The organism is Blautia segnis (genome assembly GCF_014287535.1).
Lineage (GTDB): Bacteria > Bacillota > Clostridia > Lachnospirales > Lachnospiraceae > Blautia_A > Blautia_A acetigignens.
Genome location: NZ_JACOOT010000014.1, coordinates 124,610 through 143,322 on the forward strand (window position 1 = coordinate 124,610; position 18,713 = coordinate 143,322).

The 18,713-nt window shown below is 47.5% G+C and carries 19 protein-coding genes and 1 pseudogene; 17 read left to right on the top strand and 3 right to left on the bottom strand.

Annotated features, from left to right (window positions below):
- Window positions 1-26: 26 nt before the first annotated feature.
- The 3 genes from H8S54_RS06470 (at window position 27) to H8S54_RS06480 (ending at window position 4,294) form a co-directional block, all read left to right on the top strand.
- The gene (locus H8S54_RS06470) at window positions 27-1,217 is read left to right on the top strand and encodes a cysteine desulfurase family protein (RefSeq protein WP_117851966.1); all 1,191 of its coding nucleotides are present in this window, start codon (window positions 27-29) and stop codon (window positions 1,215-1,217) included.
- Window positions 1,218-1,376: 159 nt separating this feature from the next.
- Window positions 1,377-2,462: a tRNA 2-thiouridine(34) synthase MnmA gene (gene mnmA, locus H8S54_RS06475; RefSeq protein ID WP_021924682.1), complete on the top strand. Its 1,086-nt coding sequence runs from the start codon at window positions 1,377-1,379 to the stop codon at window positions 2,460-2,462.
- 236 nt (window positions 2,463-2,698) lie between these two features.
- Window positions 2,699-4,294, top strand: coding sequence for a DUF1538 domain-containing protein (locus H8S54_RS06480; protein WP_186901163.1), 1,596 nt, complete (start codon window positions 2,699-2,701; stop codon window positions 4,292-4,294).
- Here H8S54_RS06480 and H8S54_RS18875 read toward each other — a convergent pair.
- Window positions 4,281-4,385, bottom strand: a pseudogene (locus H8S54_RS18875) (DUF6783 domain-containing protein); the annotation flags it as partial. The gene H8S54_RS06480 and the pseudogene H8S54_RS18875 overlap by 14 nt on opposite strands.
- On the opposite strand from H8S54_RS18875, the gene H8S54_RS18880 reads away from it, so the two are divergent.
- The 6 genes from H8S54_RS18880 to H8S54_RS06505 all read left to right on the top strand — a co-directional run bounded on the left by H8S54_RS18880 (window position 4,344) and on the right by H8S54_RS06505 (window position 10,050).
- A complete protein-coding gene (locus H8S54_RS18880) occupies window positions 4,344-4,466 on the top strand; it encodes a DUF6783 domain-containing protein (protein ID WP_334298043.1) in 123 nt (40 codons plus the stop codon). The pseudogene H8S54_RS18875 and the gene H8S54_RS18880 sit on opposite strands and share 42 nt — an antisense overlap.
- A gap of 46 nt (window positions 4,467-4,512) precedes the next feature.
- On the top strand, window positions 4,513-5,205 hold the full coding sequence (locus tag H8S54_RS06485; RefSeq protein ID WP_021926278.1) for a P-II family nitrogen regulator: 693 nt from the start codon (window positions 4,513-4,515) through the stop codon (window positions 5,203-5,205).
- 141 nt (window positions 5,206-5,346) lie between these two features.
- Window positions 5,347-6,042: a response regulator transcription factor gene (locus H8S54_RS06490; RefSeq protein WP_021926277.1), complete on the top strand. Its 696-nt coding sequence runs from the start codon at window positions 5,347-5,349 to the stop codon at window positions 6,040-6,042.
- A complete protein-coding gene (locus tag H8S54_RS06495) occupies window positions 6,014-7,663 on the top strand; it encodes a sensor histidine kinase (protein WP_186901134.1) in 1,650 nt (549 codons plus the stop codon). The genes H8S54_RS06490 and H8S54_RS06495 overlap by 29 nt, the downstream gene beginning before the upstream one ends.
- 158 nt (window positions 7,664-7,821) lie before the next feature.
- Window positions 7,822-9,174 (top strand): MATE family efflux transporter, encoded by a 1,353-nt coding sequence (locus H8S54_RS06500; protein ID WP_186901135.1) that lies wholly within the window; start codon window positions 7,822-7,824, stop codon window positions 9,172-9,174.
- 225 nt (window positions 9,175-9,399) lie between these two features.
- Entirely contained in the window at window positions 9,400-10,050 is a 651-nt protein-coding gene (locus tag H8S54_RS06505; RefSeq protein WP_186901136.1) for a hypothetical protein, read from the top strand.
- A 108-nt stretch (window positions 10,051-10,158) separates the two neighbouring features.
- On the opposite strand, the gene H8S54_RS06510 is transcribed toward H8S54_RS06505, so the two are convergent.
- Window positions 10,159-10,440 carry a type II toxin-antitoxin system YafQ family toxin gene (locus tag H8S54_RS06510; protein WP_021926273.1) on the bottom strand — a complete coding sequence of 94 codons (282 nt, stop codon included), beginning with the start codon at window positions 10,438-10,440 and terminating at the stop codon, window positions 10,159-10,161.
- A complete protein-coding gene (locus H8S54_RS06515; RefSeq protein WP_021926272.1) occupies window positions 10,437-10,709 on the bottom strand; it encodes a type II toxin-antitoxin system RelB/DinJ family antitoxin in 273 nt (90 codons plus the stop codon). Before H8S54_RS06515 ends, H8S54_RS06510 begins: the two co-directional genes overlap by 4 nt.
- A gap of 192 nt (window positions 10,710-10,901) precedes the next feature.
- Between H8S54_RS06515 and H8S54_RS06520 the strand changes: the two genes are divergently transcribed.
- The 8 genes from H8S54_RS06520 (at window position 10,902) to H8S54_RS06555 (ending at window position 18,684) form a co-directional block, all read left to right on the top strand.
- Entirely contained in the window at window positions 10,902-11,075 is a 174-nt protein-coding gene (locus tag H8S54_RS06520; protein ID WP_186901137.1) for a hypothetical protein, read from the top strand.
- A 266-nt stretch (window positions 11,076-11,341) separates the two neighbouring features.
- Window positions 11,342-12,676 carry a D-alanyl-D-alanine carboxypeptidase family protein gene (locus tag H8S54_RS06525; RefSeq protein WP_186901138.1) on the top strand — a complete coding sequence of 445 codons (1,335 nt, stop codon included), beginning with the start codon at window positions 11,342-11,344 and terminating at the stop codon, window positions 12,674-12,676.
- A 127-nt stretch (window positions 12,677-12,803) separates the two neighbouring features.
- Window positions 12,804-14,552 carry an ABC transporter ATP-binding protein gene (locus H8S54_RS06530; RefSeq protein WP_186901139.1) on the top strand — a complete coding sequence of 583 codons (1,749 nt, stop codon included), beginning with the start codon at window positions 12,804-12,806 and terminating at the stop codon, window positions 14,550-14,552.
- A gap of 24 nt (window positions 14,553-14,576) precedes the next feature.
- A complete protein-coding gene (locus H8S54_RS06535; RefSeq protein ID WP_117851908.1) occupies window positions 14,577-15,605 on the top strand; it encodes a molybdopterin-binding protein in 1,029 nt (342 codons plus the stop codon).
- Window positions 15,606-15,626: 21 nt separating this feature from the next.
- Window positions 15,627-16,421 carry a metallophosphoesterase gene (locus H8S54_RS06540; RefSeq protein ID WP_021926265.1) on the top strand — a complete coding sequence of 265 codons (795 nt, stop codon included), beginning with the start codon at window positions 15,627-15,629 and terminating at the stop codon, window positions 16,419-16,421.
- An 18-nt stretch (window positions 16,422-16,439) separates the two neighbouring features.
- Window positions 16,440-17,228: a segregation and condensation protein A gene (locus H8S54_RS06545; RefSeq protein WP_021926264.1), complete on the top strand. Its 789-nt coding sequence runs from the start codon at window positions 16,440-16,442 to the stop codon at window positions 17,226-17,228.
- Between the two features lie 3 nt (window positions 17,229-17,231).
- Complete coding sequence (scpB, locus tag H8S54_RS06550; protein WP_021926263.1) at window positions 17,232-17,801, top strand: SMC-Scp complex subunit ScpB; 570 nt, start codon at window positions 17,232-17,234, stop codon at window positions 17,799-17,801.
- Between the two features lie 85 nt (window positions 17,802-17,886).
- Complete coding sequence (locus H8S54_RS06555; RefSeq protein WP_117851904.1) at window positions 17,887-18,684, top strand: zinc dependent phospholipase C family protein; 798 nt, start codon at window positions 17,887-17,889, stop codon at window positions 18,682-18,684.
- Window positions 18,685-18,713: the final 29 nt, after the last annotated feature.

Genomic DNA, 18,713 nt, shown 5'->3' on the forward strand with positions numbered 1-18,713 from the left:
TTCTAATTAATAGAGGATTTTGAGATATGGACAGAATATATGCAGACAATGCGGCAACAACTAAAATAAGCCATAAGGCTATGGAGGCTATGGTTTCCTCAATGGAAAATACTTACGGGAATCCATCCAGTCTTCACCAGATCGGTATGGAAGCAAATGATGCACTGCAGACTGCAAGAGAGCAGATTGCACGCTGTCTTGGATGTACGCCAAAAGAGATTTATTTTACATCAGGCGGAACGGAATCTGACAATCAGGCAATTATATCTGCGGCTATGCTTGGTGAGAAGCAGAATAAGAAGCATATTATTTCTACTGCGTTTGAGCATCATGCAGTGCTTTACACATTAAGAAAGCTGAAAGAGCAGGGATTTGAGGTTGAGCTTCTGGATGCAGGTGAGGAAGGAAATATTACGGCAGAACAGGTACAGGCGGCAATTCGTCCGGATACATGCCTTGTTACTACAATGTTTGCCAATAATGAGATTGGATCTATTCTTCCTATTGCTAAAATCGGTGAAGTGTGCCGTGCCCATGGAGTACTTTTTCATACAGATGCTGTGCAGGCTGTTGGACATATACCTGTGAATGTGAAAAAACAAAATATTGATCTTTTGTCTCTTTCGGCACATAAGTTTCATGGCCCCAGGGGAATTGGCGTATTGTATGCCAGAAGAGGAATGGAGCTTTGCAGTCTTATGGAGGGCGGCGGTCAGGAACGGGGAAAACGTCCGGGTACGGAGAACGTTCCGGCAATCATGGGAATGGCAGCTGCGCTGAAAGAAGAATGCGTTCTGATGGAGGAAAATGCGCGGAAGATTTCTGCTATGCGGGATCGGCTGATCCAGGGGCTTTCCAAGATTCCGCACTGTATTTTAAACGGTCCGGCAGGAAACCGGCTTCCGGGGAATGTGAATTTCTGTTTTGAGGGAGTTTCCGGAGAAAGTCTTCTCCTTCTTCTGGATAGTAAGGGTATTTGTGCTTCCTCGGGCTCTGCGTGCGCTTCGGGGGCGTTGGACCCGAGCCATGTGCTGCTGGCACTGGGAAGATCCCCGGAAATTGCCCAGGGATCCTTAAGGCTGAGCCTGGATGCATCTAATACAGAAGAAGAAGTGGATTACATGCTGGAGGTGATTCCACAGGTGGTAGAGCATCTGCGGAGAATGTCTGCTGACTGGCAGGAGAAAGTAAAAGGCAGTCGGGAATTTGAGCTGTAAAAACGTGTATGATACAAAACGTAAACTGTAAAAGTCCTGGCCAGCAACTGGAGACGAACTATGCTTGTATAGGCGAATTCATGGATATGGTTCAGACTAAAACGTAGGAGCAAGCAGGGCAATCGCCCGTTTAGAATAATATTCGCGAGGTATAAATATATGGAGTCAGACAACATGAAAAAGGCACTGATCGCTATGAGCGGCGGCGTGGATTCTTCCGTAGCCGCTTACCTGATGAAAGAGCATGGATACGACTGCATTGGCGTGACCATGAAGCTTTTCCAGAATGAGGATGCAGGCGTCAGCCGCAAAAAAAGCTGCTGTTCCTTAGATGATGTGGAGGATGCAAGAAGCGTAGCCCACAATCTGGGAATCCCTTATTATGTTTTTAACTTTACTGCAGATTTCAAGAAACAGGTCATGGACCGGTTTGTAGCTGCTTATGAAAATGGTGCAACTCCAAACCCCTGTATTGACTGCAACCGCTATCTGAAATTCGACAGCCTGTATCACCGTGCAGAGGAGCTTGGCTGCCACTATGTTGTGACTGGCCATTATGCAAGAATCGAGCAGCGTGAGGATGGCAGATACCTTCTGAAAAAAGCAGCAGACCCGGCCAAGGACCAGAGCTATGTGCTCTATTCCCTGACCCAGGAGCAGCTGGCACATACCATGTTCCCGCTTGGGGATATGAACAAGCACCAGACCCGTATGATTGCAGATGAGCAGAATTTCTTCAATGCAGATAAGCCGGACAGCCAGGATATCTGCTTTGTTCCAGATGGGGATTATGCAGGATTTATCCGCAGATTTACAGGTAAGGACTATCCAGCAGGAGATTTTACAGACAAGGACGGCAACGTTCTTGGCAAACATAAAGGAATCATCGGCTACACCGTGGGACAGCGGAAAGGTCTTGGCATTGCAGCTGGCAAGCCGGTTTATGTGACAAAGATCTGCCCGGCAGAGAACCGGGTAATTCTTGGTGACAATGAGGATCTGTTCCATCGGGAACTGGATGTGGAGGACTTTAATTTCATCGCTTTTGACAATCCCCCGGCAGAGTTCCGTGCCAAAGCCAAGGTGCGCTACCGTCAGAAGGAGCAGTGGGCAACCGTAAAAGTCACCGGAGAAAAAACAGTGCACATCATTTTTGACGAATCCCAGAGAGCCATCACCAAAGGACAGGCTGCCGTTTTGTATGATGGAGACGTTGTCATCGGCGGCGGTGTGATTGTGGGCTGAAAAATAGAACGAAAGTAACTGTGAAAGTACGGAACAGTTCTGAATTGAAATATTATAACAGTCAGGGAAGTATAGAATAAAACTATATTTTTTCCCTGGCTGTTTTTGTTTATAAAAAGTTAAGAATATATCTTTAATTTATAGATGACGAACCCTATGGAAAAATGGTACTATAATCCATATCAGCCGCAGCAGAGCATAAAGAATTGGAGGTATATGTGGAAAAAAGAAAATTAATTGGAAGATTCGGGACGCATCCGTCCGTACTAAAGGAAAATGCAAAAGAAAAGGCAAAGGAATCCATCAGCGCAGTACTGCCCATTGTACTGATCGTTCTGGCGCTTGGGTTTACCATAGCGGCCCTCTCGCCCAGTATTCTGGTGGAATTTCTCATTGGATCGGTGCTGGTGATCATCGGCATGATCTTTTTCTCCATGGGCGCGGAAATGTCCATGACCCCTATGGGAGAGCATGTGGGAGGCAGTATGCTTCGCACGAAGAAATTAGGCTTTATTGTAATTCTTGGTTTTGTTCTTGGTTTTATTATTACGATTTCTGAACCCGATCTGCAGGTTCTTGCAGAACAGGTTTCCTCTGTGCCGAATATGGTGCTGATCTTATCAGTGGCATTAGGAGTTGGCGCATTTCTTGTTGTGGCATTGCTTCGTATTCTGTTTGGAATCGCGCTGCCGCCGTTGTTATTCTGTTTTTATATTCTGGTTTTTGTCATTGCAATGTTCGTTCCGGAAAATTTTCTGGCAGTGGCCTTTGATTCCGGCGGGGTGACCACTGGACCTATGACCGTTCCCTTTATTATGGCGCTGGGTGTTGGTATCGCAGCCATCCGTAACGATAAGCATGCCGGGGATGACAGCTTCGGACTTGTAGCGCTGTGTTCCATAGGTCCCATTCTGGCAGTTTTGATCCTGGGGCTTGTGTATCATACTGAGGGGATTTTTACCTCAGAGGCGGTCACTGAGGTGGAGAATTCTGTGGAACTGGGACGACTGTTTGCGTCAGCTCTTCCGAAATATTTTAAGGAGATTGCAGTGTCTCTTTTCCCGATTACTGTATTTTTCGGGATTTTCCAGGTGGTGTCCCTGAAACTGAATAAGGATGTGCTGTTTAAGATTATTTTTGGTTTGTTCTATACATATATAGGGCTTGTGCTGTTTCTCACAGGAGCAAATGTAGGCTTCATTCCTGCCGGAAATTATCTTGGAACTGTGCTTGGAAACCTGCCATGGAACTGGATTCTAGTGCCGCTTGGAATGGTGATCGGATATTTCATTGTAAAAGCGGAGCCTGCGGTTTATGTGCTGATGAAGCAGGTGGAAGAGCTGACAGACGGGGCTATTTCCGGCAAATCCATTCAGATCAGCCTGTCTGTGAGCGTAGCGGTTTCTGTGGGAATCTCCATGCTCCGCGTACTTACAGGGATTTCCGTGTTTTATTTTCTGGTGCCGGGATATGCAGTGGCCTTAATTCTCAGTCTGTTTGTTCCGAAAATTTTTACAGCTATTGCCTTTGACTCCGGTGGAGTTGCTTCCGGTCCTATGACCGCTACCTTTTTGCTTCCCCTGGCTCAGGGAGCCTGCCAGGCAGTAGGCGGAAATATTGTGACAGACGCGTTTGGCGTGGTGGCTATGGTAGCCATGACTCCGCTGATCACGCTGCAGGTGCTTGGTCTGGTTTACCGAATCCGTGGCGGCGAGCTTGGGGAAAAGCGCAAAGAAGAGAAAAGAGTGGCACTGCCGGATGGCATGGCTGTACCGAAGTCTGTGGCGGAACTGTATGGCGAGCTTGGGGATGAGGAGATTATTGAGCTCTAGAGTCTGTTTGAAAAATCATTCCCGCAATCTGCACGCCCCACTTTGCGGTATATTTCACCCGAATTCGGCCTACGTAGCCCGCTACGACGTCCTCATCCGGGCAAAATCTCCCACAAATTGTGACGCACATCTTGCAGAAAGCCTTTTTCAAACACGCTTTAGCATTTTTTAGGAAGCCCGAGGCGACAGCCAAGAAAGCATTCAGAGAGGAATGAGACATGAGCGGATTATATATGATGGTGACCATCACCAGCAGGAAGCATATGCCTGCGTTTAAAAAAATTTACCGGGAAAACCAGGTGGAGGTTGGAACCGTTTCCCTTGGAATGGGAACCGCATCCAGTTCCATCCTGGATTATATGGGACTGGAAGATGATGAGAAAAGCATCTGTTTCCATTTTGTAACAGCAGCGACCTGGAAAAAGGTGAAAAAAAGCCTTCAGAACCAGCTGCGCATTGATGTGCCGGGAACTGGAATTGTATTTGTGATTCCCATGAGCAGCATTGGCGGCAAGCGGGAACTGGGATTTCTTGTTCAGGGACAGGAGTTTGTAAGAGAGGAGGAGAGCACATTGAAGGAAACCAGACATGAACTGATCGTGGCAATTGCCAATTACGGATACAACACACAAGTGATGAAGGCAGCAGAAGAGGGCGGCGCCACAGGAGGTACCGTGCTTCACGGAAAAGGAGTGGGAATGAAGCGGGCAGAGCAGTTTCTGGGCGTTTCCCTTGTCTCCGAGAAAGAACTGGTTCTGATCGTTGCCAGATCTGAGCAGAAAAATGCGATCATGCAGGCAATCATGGAAAAAGCCGGAATCACATCCAAGGCCGGAACCATTGTATTTTCCCTTCCCGTAACGGACACGGCGGGGCTTCGGATTCTGGAAGATACGGAAGAAAATCAGTAATTGTGACGTATATCCTGCAGAAAGCCTTTTTTCAAATACGCTCTGCTGCAAAGGCAACCGTTCCGAAAACGAAATCTCCACACAAACTCCATATTAGTGTAGTATAATACCGATTATAAGAATGGGCGTGAAGGAGAGAAAATGAACTGTATTTTTGTGGTAGAGGATGAATTTGATATACAGGAGCTTCTGGGGAATTATCTTGCAGAGGCAAGCTATCAGGTGCTAGCAGCTTCCGATGGAGTGGAAGCCATCAACCTGTTTGAAAAGGAAAAGGATCGGATCGACCTTGTGCTTCTGGACGTGATGCTGCCGAAGATTGACGGCTTTGGCGTACTGGAGGTGATACGCCAGTCTTCCCTGGTTCCGGTGATCATGCTTACCGCACTTGACGATGAGGCCTATCAGATCAAAGGCTATGACCTTCAGGCAGACGAATATGTGACCAAGCCTTTTTCCATGCAGATCCTTTTGCGGAAAATCGGGGCAGTGCTGCGAAGAAGCGGGAAAATTTCAAAAGAAGAAAATACAGAAGATCTTCTGTGCTATGGCAATCTGCGCCTGGATCTGGCAGGCTACCAGGCATGGGAAGGGCCAAAGAAGCTGGAGCTTACCCAGAAGGAATTTGAACTTTTGCGGGAATTTCTGGAAAACCAGGGGCGTGTGCTTACAAGAAACCAGCTTCTGGATGCTGTGTGGGGCGCGGATTATTTCGGTGAGGACCGAATTGTAGATACGCACATTAAGAATCTTCGAAAGAAACTGGAAGCTGATTATATTGATACCATCAGAGGAGTGGGATACCGCATTGATAAAATACATAAAAAGCAGAATTAGCATAAAAATATTTCTTCTCACCATGATCATCCTGATGGCGGTTTCCGGAATTTCCTATGGCTTTGTAGCTGCATTTATGCCGCAGAGTTATTCGGATTCCCTGAACCGGACCCTGGCGGCAAAGGCAAAGGATCTGGCGGAATCCCTGTCTGGCTATTCCCTTGAGAATGCGGCTTCTATTATAGGGGAATTCAGCGATGCCAACCAGTCGCGGGTTGTCCTTTTAAATGAAAAAGGAGAGATTGTCCGGGAGTGGCTTGGGAACGGAAGCCTTGTCAGTGAGGTTACAATTTCATCTTCTGTATCTGAAGAAGAACAACCGGTAACAGAAGGATTTGCTGAAGAAAGCACTACGGCGGAGTCGGGTGACTGGGAAGGTCAGACGGATCAGGAAGTGAGCTATGGGGATACTATTGGAACCGTAGTGGAAGGTGAGGGGTCCGTGGTGGAGGAGATGGAACAGCAGGCAATGGGGCATTATGAGGTTGCCTTTAAAGACAGTGAAAACAGGTATACACTGTTTGTGTTTGGTTCCACTCAGCTTGTGAACCAGGCAGTGGAAGCGCTTGGACAAATTCTGCCCTGGATGCTTTTTACCGTGTTTGGGATCTCTCTGGTGATCTCCCTTTTTTATTCCAGATATTTGTCAAAGCCTATCCGAAAGCTTGGAGCTGCGTCTGATAAAATGGCGGGCCTGGATTTTTCTGTGCGAACGGAAATGAAACGGACAGATGAGCTTGGGACACTTTCCCGGAGTCTGGATACAATGGCACAGAATCTGGATCAGGCGTTGAAAAGTCTTAGAAGTGCCAATGCGAAATTAAAGGATGAGATGGAACAGGAACGGGAACTGGAGCGAAGACGGATGGAGTTTTTCGCCGCGGCTTCCCACGAACTGAAAACCCCGGTTACGATCCTGAAAGGGCAGATCGAGGGCATGGAGCAGAATGTTGGCGTGTACAAAGACCGGGACAAATATCTTGCCAGGGCAAGGGAAGTGACGGTGACCCTGCAGAATATGGTCCAGGAGATTCTGATGATTTCCAAAATGGAGTCCTGGGGTTTTTCCCTGAAGAAAAAAGAACTGGATCTGGCGGAACTGGTAAGGCGGCAGCTGGCTGACCTGACGGAGCTTTTTGAGCAGAAAAACATGAAGCTGGAAATCACGCTGCCGGATCAATGCCTGTGCAGGGTGGATCCGGCGCTGATGGAGACGGTACTTCGGAATGTTCTTGTAAATGCGGTGCGATATTCGCCGGAAAAAGAGCGGATTCGCGTGAATCTTTATAAAGAAATACAGGAAATTTCCTGTGAAGGCTGCCTGAGGGGTTCTGGCAATCCTGTGGATGCCAAAGAGAAAACCCAAGGGCATAAGACTGTGAGGCTGGAAGTGGAAAATACAGGGGTACACATCGAGGATGCGGAGCTTTCAAGAGTGTTTGATGCCTTTTACCGGGTGGATTCCTCCAGAAACCGGAAAAGCGGCGGCAGCGGCCTGGGACTTTATATTGTGCGGCAGATTCTGGAACAGCACGGCGCTGGATATGAACTGCGAAATACGGATAATGGGGTTTTGTTTCGAATGAAACTGCCCCTAGAAAATATGACCTTTACAGGGTGATATTTAAAATAGCATTTCTTTGGATTTTTCATGAATTTATATGGAAAAGTTTGAAAAGTGGTGATATAATTGCTGAGAATTTTGTAGTGGAGACAGGAATCTGCATGCGGATCAGGGTTTTGTCTCATACGTTAATTTTTAGCAGAAGGTGAAAGAAAATGTCAACATCCATGACCAAGGGAAATCCGCTGAAGCTGATGCTCCAGTTTGCCTTTCCGCTGCTGATAGGAAATCTTCTTCAGCAGACTTATAACATTATTGATGCAGCTATTGTAGGCCAGATTTTGGGGGCGAAGGCCCTGGCAAGCGTTGGAGCCAGCAGCAGTATCCAGTTTCTGGTACTGGGCTTTTGCATGGGAAGCTGTACCGGATTCGGTGTGCCCATTGCAAAGTATTTTGGTGCAGGCAAGCTGGATCAGATGAGAAACTATGTTTTTAACGGAGCGCTTCTCACAGCCGGGATCGCGGTGATCCTTACTGCGCTGTGCTCTGTTTTTTGCCCGCAGATCCTGCATATGCTTTCTGTACCGGAAGATATTTATGACAATGCCTATGCATATCTGCTGATTATTTTTCTGGGCATGCCGTTTACGCTGCTGTATAATTACCTGTCCAGCATTTTGAGATCCGTTGGAGACAGCCGGACGCCCTTTATGTTTCTGGCTTTGTCCGCAATTCTGAATATTTTCCTGGATCTGTTTTGCATTGTGGTATTGAAATGGGGCTGTGCGGGCGCCGCCATTGCTACGATCACAGCGCAGGCAATCAGCGGAATTTTGTGTCTTGTTTTTATTGCGAAGAAAATGAATCTTCTCTGGCTGTCTAAGGCTCACCGTGCGGCAAATAAGGATGCGGTAAGCGAGCTTCTTATGATGGGAATTCCCACAGGACTTCAGTTCTCCATTACCGCTATCGGCAGTATGGTGATGCAGTCTGCAAACAATGGTCTTGGAAGCGTGTATGTATCCGGATTTACAGCGGGAATGAAGATCAAGCAGTTTACTATGTGTCCTTTCGATGCTATTGGAACAGCTGTCTCCGTATTCTGCAGCCAGAATCTTGGGGCAAAGCAGCCGGACCGTATCCGCAAGGGACTGAAGCAGGGCATGGCAGTTGCGGTAGGATATGGACTTTTGGCCGGCCTTGTGCTTATTTTTGCAGGAAGACCTCTTTCCATGATTTTTGTCAGCAAAAGCTCTGCAGATGTGCTGGACGCATCTGCCAAATATCTGCGCTGCATGGGATATTTTTACTGGAGCCTTGGCATTCTCAATATTACCCGTATGGTGACGCAGGGACTTGGATATTCCACAAGAGCTGTCTTTTCCGGTGTTACGGAGATGCTGGCGAGAACTATTGTCAGCCTGGGATTTGTGGGAACCTTCGGATTTACCGCCATCTGCTACGCAGACCAGACCGCCTGGATCACTGCCTGCCTTTATATTGCGCCAACCTGCGTTTTCTGTATTAAGAAAGCAACGAAGTCCATTATGGCTGGAGCGTATGAGTAAGTAGGGCGATAGCCCGGATTACGAATGCGGTCGGCAGCTGTGGGAGCGCCCATAGGAGCCAAGTAGCTGACTTTCATATATGGTGATGTCGCCAATAGGCGACATGTCCGTTTTGCGGCTCCACACAAACCACATAAAACTTACATATGGAACACAAGGAAATGTTCTATTCTTCTTATTGTAGTCAAGGGAACACATTCCCAAAAGAAGAAAGGAGCATTTTTTATGAAGAAAACAGTATTTACAGGAAAGAACGCTTACGGCTTAACCGCTGGCAAATCAGGAAAAAGATGCAGAAGAAAAGGGCTGGCACTTGGAATCTGTGCCGCAATTCTGGGAACAGCCGGTGTGGCAGGAGCATCTCAGGCAGCATGGGCATATACAGAGAGCTATATGGATGCAGACGGAAAACTTGTGATTAAAATTTATAAAAATGGGGACACGGATACTGTGACAGATGAGTCTGATGAAGTGACAGCAGCCGAGCAGGGAAATGCCATAGAATCAGCAGCAGAGGATTTTACGATCACGACTGTACAGGATGGACAAAATCCCGAAAAAAAAGCGGATACAGAGGCAGCGGAAAATTCGGTTGCAGGCCAGATTGAATGTTGGGCCGAAGTCGATAGCTATCTATATAAGGCGTTAGGTTTGGAATACAATGAAGAGCAGAAAGCCTGGATGTGGAAAGGAAAACCAGTTTATGCGATCTGGTTCGCAAATACAGGACTGACCATATACGGAGACGTAAAAGCAGAAGGCAAAAACTGTCTGCATATCACCTGGGAAAGCAGCGATGGAACCGCCACATTTAAGGTCCAGGAGATGACGAAAGAAGAGCTGAAGAAAGCCTACGGAACATCCTTGGCGGAGTGATTACGATTCTTGTTTTATAGAAGTTCCAAGGAGCCTGTTTATTACCTGTAAGAAAAGCACCTACCATTTCTGATAGATGCTTTTCTTATGCTATGCCGTTTTCTTAAACTACTTCTTGAATAGCTCTGAGTGTGTACCGAGCCTGTAAAGCATTAGTACTAAAATATTGTTCTGAATTTCATAAATGAGCAGCCAATCTGGTTCAATGTGACATTCACGCGTGCCTTTATAGTTGCCTGTAAGATCATGGTCCCTGTATTTTGCTTCCAGCGTACCGCCATTCGCCAGAACATTGATTACCTCAAACAGCTTATCAAGATTCTTGTTTTGCTTTTTAGCAAGTTTCAGATCTTTTTTAAACTGCGTGGTAAACTGAACATCATATTTCATACATCAAGTGCCGCCTTAAGAGCATCCATACTGGAATATCTAGGGGCAGAAGGGTCATTCAGTAGTTTTCTGCCTTCCTCAATGGCAGCAGCTGTAGTATCATTCGGTACTTCCAGTTTTAATTCAAAAGGAATACCATGTTCACGGATAGCGGTTCTCAGGAACATATTTACAGCAGTTGTCATATTCAGGCCAAGCTCATTGAAAATTTCCTCTGCCTGATCTTTGATTGTTTTGTCTATGCGAATATTTAAATTAGTTGTTGCCATATAGAACACCTCCATTCAAGTATAGTATACTCAAGCGTTCGTTTGCTGTCAATACAATGTCATTATTATAGCAACAATGCTGAAAGTTTACGGAACGTCCTTGACGGAGTGATAATTATTCTTGTCTTATAAAGTGTACCATGATAATATAAGGATGCAAAAGAGATGGTGGGCGAGATTGGAGGTCGTGGAATGGGATATCTGTTTGAAAATATGGAGAAAATGGACATTCAGGCTGAAAGACGAAATACGCAAAGAGAAAAGAAGAGAGCTGATGAAGCAGAAAAAGAGAATCTACGTTTACAGCAGGAAATTCTGCACTTGCAAGAGGAACTTGCCAGATTACAGAAAAAAAGAGTAACTTAGGTGATTTATACAGTAGTTTGCTTATCAGCTTTTGATCTGCTGTATCATTTGGAGAAGCGGGAAACAAACCATATCTAAAGATATTGACGTAAATTTTAATGCCTGGAATTGGAAAGGAAAAGAGATACATGGAAATGGAAAACTTTTTCTTTGACAATTCCGGGCATTTATCTTTGAAAGGCATTCTATTTTATGTACATTCCATGCATAAAATCCCCCTGCGGGATTTAAAATAGAATAGAATCTGTTTTTCAAGGAGACAATCTATGTTTCTTAAGGCAATAAAAAAAGCAGTTCTTCCTGTTTTGATCGGCAGCCTGTTAACTGGTCCGGGCTGCCGGATTACATATGGGTATGTGGGGGATTCCGGGAGAGCAATTTATGAGTATGCGGGGAAAAATAGCTGGGATACGGCTGTTCTTTTCCAGGAAGACAATAGCCAGGAAGAAAATACCGGAGACAATACTTCGGATACGGATACGCAGCAGGAAAACGCCTCGCCCCAGATCCCAGCCACCGACGACACCCTCATCCAGGCCCCTTCCGCGCTTCTCATGGAAGCCACCACCGGCACCGTGATCTACGAAAAAGACCCGGACACCCGCCGCAGCCCTGCCAGCATCACAAAAATCATGACCCTGATCCTGATTTTTGATGCTCTGGAAAATGGCACCCTGAAAATGACCGACACCGTTACCACCAGTGCCTACGCCAAATCCATGGGCGGCTCCCAAGTTTTCTTAGAAGAAGGGGAAACCCAGGATGTGGAAACCATGATTAAGTGCATTGTGATCGCATCCGGCAACGACGCCAGTGTGGCAATGGCGGAGCACATCGGCGGCAGCGAGCAGGAATTTGTCCGTCAGATGAACGAGCGGGCAGCAGGTCTTGGCATGGAAAACACCCATTTCGTGGACTGCTGCGGCTTGACAGACTCTACCGACCATTACACCACTGCCCGGGACATCGCCCTGATGAGCCGGGAGCTGATCACTAAATATCCCAAAATACTGGAATATTCCTCCATCTGGATGGAAAATATCACTCACGTCACCAGACAGGGCTCCAAGGAATTCGGCCTGACCAACACTAACAAGCTTCTTCGAAGCTACGAGGGTTGTGTCGGCCTCAAAACCGGAAGCACCAGCCTTGCCAAATACTGTGTATCCGCAGTTGCCGCCCGAAACGGCATCACTCTTATTTCCGTAGTCATGGCAGCGCCCGACTACAAGGTCCGCTTCAAGGATGCGGCTGCCATGCTGAACTACGGTTTTTCCAAAAGCAGTCTCTACACCGATGAAAACCCCGAAAAACTCCCTTCCATCGAAGTCCGAAAAGGAACCAAAACCACAACCGAAGTAAAATATGAAAAAACCTTCCAGTATCTAAGCTGCGACGGCAAAACCATAGGCGATGTCCAGACGAAGCTGAATCTGAATCCCCAGGTCCAGGCCCCTGTAAAAGAAGGGGACATTGCCGGAACCCTGGAATACTACGAAAATGGCAGAAAATTAGGCGAAATCCATGTGCTTTTCACAGAAACCATAGAAAAAGCCACTTACAAAAACTGCCTGGAAAAAATAATTACAGAAGCATTTTGACAAAACAGTCCCTGTCGGTTTATAATAAACTCTGTATGAAAATTTTTGCTGCTATCTTACAAAAAGGACATGTCGCCTGCTGGCGGCATCACCATATATGAAAGCAGCAAAACCGGAGGAAAAACACATGGAACAGCAGAAAAAAGAGCCAGGCAAATTAAAGCTTCTGGCCCAATACTATAAACCATATAAGGGACTGTTTTTCGCAGACTTGTTTTTTGCATTTCTGGGAGCTGCAGTAACTCTGGTGATCCCTCTTTTGGTGCGCTATATTATGAGCACAGTGGGAGAAATGCCAGCCCAGGAAGCCAAAACCATTATCCTGAAAATCGGTATAGGAATGCTGGCATTGATCCTGGTACAGCTGGGAAGCCGTTATTTTATCACCTATTACGGACATATGATGGGCGCTTACATTGAGCACGATATGCGAAACGAGATTTTCAGCCACTATCAGAAGCTATCTTTCGCATTTTACGATAATCAAAAAGTAGGCCATCTGCTTTCCCGAATCACAAGCGATTTATTTGATATTACAGAGCTTCTGCATCACGGACCGGAAGATATTCTGATCTCCGTGATCAAGCTGTTCGGAGCGCTGATCATTCTGATGAACGTGAAGCCCCAGATGGCACTGCTTTGCTTTGCCATTGTAATCATTATGCTGATCTATGCGCTGGTTTACAATAAGAAAATGAAAAGCGCATTTAAGGAAAACCGCGTGCGCATGGGCGAGATCAACAGCCAGATCGAGGACAGTCTTTCCGGAATCCGCGTGGTGAAATCCTTTGGAAATGAGAAGCGTGAGATCGAGAAATTCCGCAAGGGAAATGAGCGCTTCGTGGATGCCAAGAGAGTGACTTACCGCTACATGGCAGGCTACCACGCAGGCATGGATGCCTTTACCACCCTGATTACAGTTGCGGCCTTGGTTTCCGGTGCTATGTTCCTTGCGTCCGGAAGCATTAGTGCCACAGACCTTGTGACCTTTCTTTTGTATATCAACAACTTCACCGAGCCTGTTACCAAACTGGTAAACTTCACTGAGCAGTTCCAGAACGGCTACAGCGGTTACGACCGTTTCCTGGAAATGATGTCCATTGCGCCGGATATTGAGGACGCGCCGGATGCAGTGCCGTTAGACCATGTGGACGGGGACATTCGCTTTGAAAATGTTTCCTTCCATTATGAGGACCATGATGACAAAGTTCTTTCCAATGTCAATCTGGAAGTGAAGCCGGGAGATTATGTTGCTCTTGTGGGCACCTCTGGCGCAGGCAAAACCACCCTGTGCAGCCTGATCCCCAGATTTTATGATGTAACCGAGGGCGCCATTTATCTGGATGGAAAAGACATCCGCAAGATCAAGCTGAAGGACCTTCGCCAGCAGATTGGAATTGTTCAGCAGGATGTATATCTGTTCGCAGGAAACATTATGGAAAATATCCGCTACGGCCGCCCGGATGCCACAGACGAGGAAGTCATCCGCGCAGCCAAGCTTGCCAATGCCCACGATTTTATTATGGAAATGCCGGATAACTACGCAACGGATATCGGCCAGCGGGGCGTGAAGCTTTCTGGCGGACAGAAGCAGCGCCTTTCCATTGCAAGAGCATTCCTGAAAAATCCGCCCATCCTGATCTTCGATGAGGCAACCTCTGCCCTTGACAACGAAAGCGAGAAGGTAGTCCAGGAGTCCCTAGAACGTCTTGCCAAAAACCGAACCACCTTCGTCATCGCCCACCGCCTTTCCACCATCCGCAACGCAAGACGAATCCTGGTCCTCACCGAAGACGGAATCGCAGAAGAAGGCACCCACCAGGAACTGATGGAAAAAGACGGCGTATACGCCAAGCTTTGTAAAGCTGGATTGTAAAAGTTACGAAAGGAAGACCGTACAATGAAAGAAATCCGAACCGAAGACGCAGTAGGCCACATCCTCTGCCACGACATTACCCAGATTATCAAAGATAAGAAAAAAGGCGTCCTCTTCTCCAAAGGCCACATTGTAAAAGAAGAAGACATCCCCCTCCTCCTCTCCGTCGGCAAAGAGCACCTCTTTGTCTGGGAAAAGAAAGAAGGCATTCTTCATGAAAACGAAGGCGCTGACATCCTCTACAAAATCTGTGCCGGCCCCTCCATGCACGGAACTGATGTAAAAGAAGGCAAAATCGAGCTGGTAGCCGACACCGACGGCGTTCTGAAAATCCGCCGTGACGCCCTTCTGGCAGTCAACTCCCTCGGCGAGATGATGATCGCTTCCCGCCACGGTGATTTCCCTGTAAAAAAAGGCGACAAGCTGGCCGGAACCCGCATCATCCCCCTTGTGATCGAAAAAGAAAAAATGGACAAAGCCGTAGAAGCCGCAGGCCCGGACCCCATTTTTTCCATTCTTCCCTATCAGTTTAAAAAGGTAGGAATCGTCACCACCGGAAGCGAAGTCAAAAAAGGCTTGATCCAGGACACCTTTACCCCTGTGCTGAAAGACAAGCTGGCAGAATATCCGACCGAAGTTATCGGCCAGACCACCCCGGGAGATGACAAAGCCCAGATTACAGCCGACATTCTGGCCTTTATAGACCAGGGCGCAGACATGGTAATCTGCAGCGGCGGCATGAGCGTTGACCCGGACGACCGCACCCCAGGAGGAATCCGCGACACCGGAGCCAGAGTGGTAACCTACGGTGCCCCGGTGCTTCCAGGCGCCATGCTTCTGATTGCTTACTACGAAAAAGACGGCAAACGCATTCCCATCCTTGGCCTGCCAGGATGCGTCATGTATGCGAAACGAACCGTATTTGATCTTGTTCTGCCAAGAATCATGGCAGACGATGAAATTTTCGCCGAAGAAGTGGCAGCCTATGGCGAAGGCGGCCTTTGCCTGAACTGTAAAGTCTGTACCTTCCCCAACTGCGGATTTGGAAAATAAAGAAAACACAAAAGGAGACCTATGGGCGAATTCCGAACTGTAACCTACGAAGTTCACAACCCCAAAATAAAACAAAACCAGAGCGTGCGTTTCGCCGTCCTTGCGGATGTTCACGGCAGCGAATTTGGAACAGACAACTGCGACCTGCAGGCAAAAATCCGGGAAAACCTGCCGGATGCCATTCTTGTAGCTGGAGACATGGTTGTGCGAAAAGATGTATCCACCCTGGAAAACGCCCGGAAGCTTCTTATTTCCCTGGCAAAGGATTTTCCTGTTTTCTATGGTCTGGGAAATCACGAATCCAAAATGAAAATAGAGGGCTATCCCTGCCAGAGCGAATATCTGGAATACGAACAGTCCCTGAGGAAAGCTGGCGTCCATATCCTGACAAATGAGAAATACGAATTCCAGGCAAAAGGCACCTCCCTTGTTATAAACGGCCTGGAACTTCCTTTAGAATATTATCACAAGCCAACCTCCCCAAAGCTTACAGACCAGGCAATGGAACAGCTTATGGGAAAACCGGAGCCGGACGCGGTAAACATTCTCCTCGCCCACAGTCCCAAATACGGCAGAACCTATTTTAACTGGGGCGCAGACCTGATCCTGTCCGGCCACTACCACGGCGGCGTGCTGCGTTTTTCCAGGCACATAGGCACCATCAGTCCCCAGCTCATGCCTTTTCCCAGGTACTGCTGCGGGGATTTTTACCAGGACGGGCAGTGCATGATCGTAAGCGCCGGGCTTGGGGAACACACCATGCCCCTTCGGATCCACAACCCCAGAGAACTGATTTTTATAGAAATGAAATCTTAAGGGAAGAAAGGAAAGCTCATGGCAATCTCCGTAAAACTAAATGTTTTTGAAGGACCGCTTGACCTGCTCCTTCACCTGATCGATAAAAATAAAATTGACATTTACGACATCCCCATTGTGGAGATCACAGACCAGTACATGGAATACATTCACGCCATGGAAAAAGAAGACTTAGGCGTGATGAGCGAGTTTATGGTTATGGCGGCCACTCTTCTTGACATCAAATGCCGGATGCTTCTTCCAAAAGAAGTAAACGAGGAAGGGGAGGAGGAAGACCCAAGAGCCGAGCTTGTCCAGAAGCTTCTGGAATATAAGATGTACAAATACATGTCTTACGAGCTGAAGGACAAAATGGACGATGCCAGCGGAGTCTATTACCGTGCTCCCGACGTGCCGGAGGAAGTGCTTCAGTACCGGGAGCCTGTGGATCCATCTGAACTGCTGGCTGGGCTGACCCTGGAAAAGCTCCACGCCATTTACCAGTCCATCATCCGCAGGCAGGAAGACAAGGTGGACCCCATCCGAAGCCGTTTCGGCAGGATTGAAAAAGAAGAAGTCAGTCTTTCAGATAAAATGCTTGAGATGAAAGAATTTGCAAAGACCCACAGAAAGTTCAGCTTTAAGGACCTTTTGAAAAAGCAGTGCTCCAAGGTGCAGGTGATCGTCACCTTCCTTTCCGTGCTGGAGCTGATCAAAATGGGACACATCCATGTGGTGCAGGAGGAGATTTTTGACGACATCCAGATCGATGTTGTGACTGATCCTGAAACCTGGAAAAATCTCACGGAATTTGCAGAGGAAGGATAATATATGGAAATCAGACAATTAGAAGGAGCCATTGAGGCCATTCTGTTTACAATGGGAGAGGCGGTGGAGCTTTGCCAGATCGCGAAAGCCATCCAGCAGGACAAGGCCACCACAGAGAAGCTGATCCACAATCTCATGGACAAATACCAGGATGAGGGCAGGGGAATCCACATTATCGAGCTGGAAAATTCCTATCAGCTTTGCACCAAGCGGGACTATTACGGCTGCCTGATCCGCATCGCCATGCAGCCCCAGAAGCCGGCACTTACCGACGTTATGCTGGAGACTTTGTCCATCATTGCCTACAAGCAGCCGGTGACCAAGGCAGAGATCGAGAAGATCCGAGGGGTAAAAAGCGACCACGCAGTGAACAAGCTGGTGGAATATAATTTGGTCAAAGAGCTTGGAAGACTGGATGCACCGGGACGCCCCATCCTTTTTGGAACCACCGAGGAATTTCTTCGAACCTTCGGCGTGCAGGGCCTGGAAGAGCTTCCTTCTGTGGACCCGGTGAAAATGGCAGACTTCAAGGCGGAGGCAGAAGAAGAGATACAGCTGAAGCTGGACGTATAAAAGGCTGCCAGCGGTATAAGCTAAGTGATGCAGGATGGAACATATGAGCCGCAGCTTTTGCGGCATAAGACAGGAGAGGATAAAAATGCCAACAACATACGCACATGATCTGTTTGGACAGAAAGTATACAGGCAGATGCCGGAAGAAGTAAAAAAAGTCATCAGGGAAAATGGGGAGCTGTACCGCATCGGACTGCACGGCCCGGACATCTTCTTTTATTATTTTATTTTCAAAAATCATGTCAGCGGCGTTGGATACCGGATGCATAAGGAAAAAGCCAGAGCCTTTTTCATCCAGGGAATGAGTCAGGTGCGTGAGACCAAGGATCAGGCCCTGCTTGCCTATCTTCTTGGTTTTGGCTGCCATTATCTTCTGGATTCCGCCTGCCATCCTTTTGTAAACGAGATGCACGACAAGGGGCGGATTTCCCACAGTCTTCTGGAAATCGAGTTTGACCGCTTGCTTATGGAAGAAACAGGGAAAGACCCTTATACCTATTATCCTTCCGTATGCATCGCGGCAAAGGAGCGAAATGCAAAAGAAATCCACAAGGTCTTTCCCCTTGTAAAAACAGGGGATATTCTTCTGAGCCTGAAGCTTATGAAATGGATTACCAACCAGCTGGTATGCGATGACGGCGGCGCAAGACGTGCCCGTCTGGCCAGAATTTCCAGTCTGGGGGGCCATAAAGCCCAGTCAGCCCTGATCGACCACTACATGATGGTCCATCCGGCAGGGGGCAGCAAGGAGCTTGTAGAGGAACTGAACCGGCTGTTTGAAGAGAAAGTGAAAAAGGCGCCTGGGGAACTGCTTGAGCTATATCAGCTTTCCAAGGAGGATCATCCGTTATCAGATCGGTGGAATTTAACTTATAACGGGTGATAATATCTTTTCAGGGGGCGGACATTCTT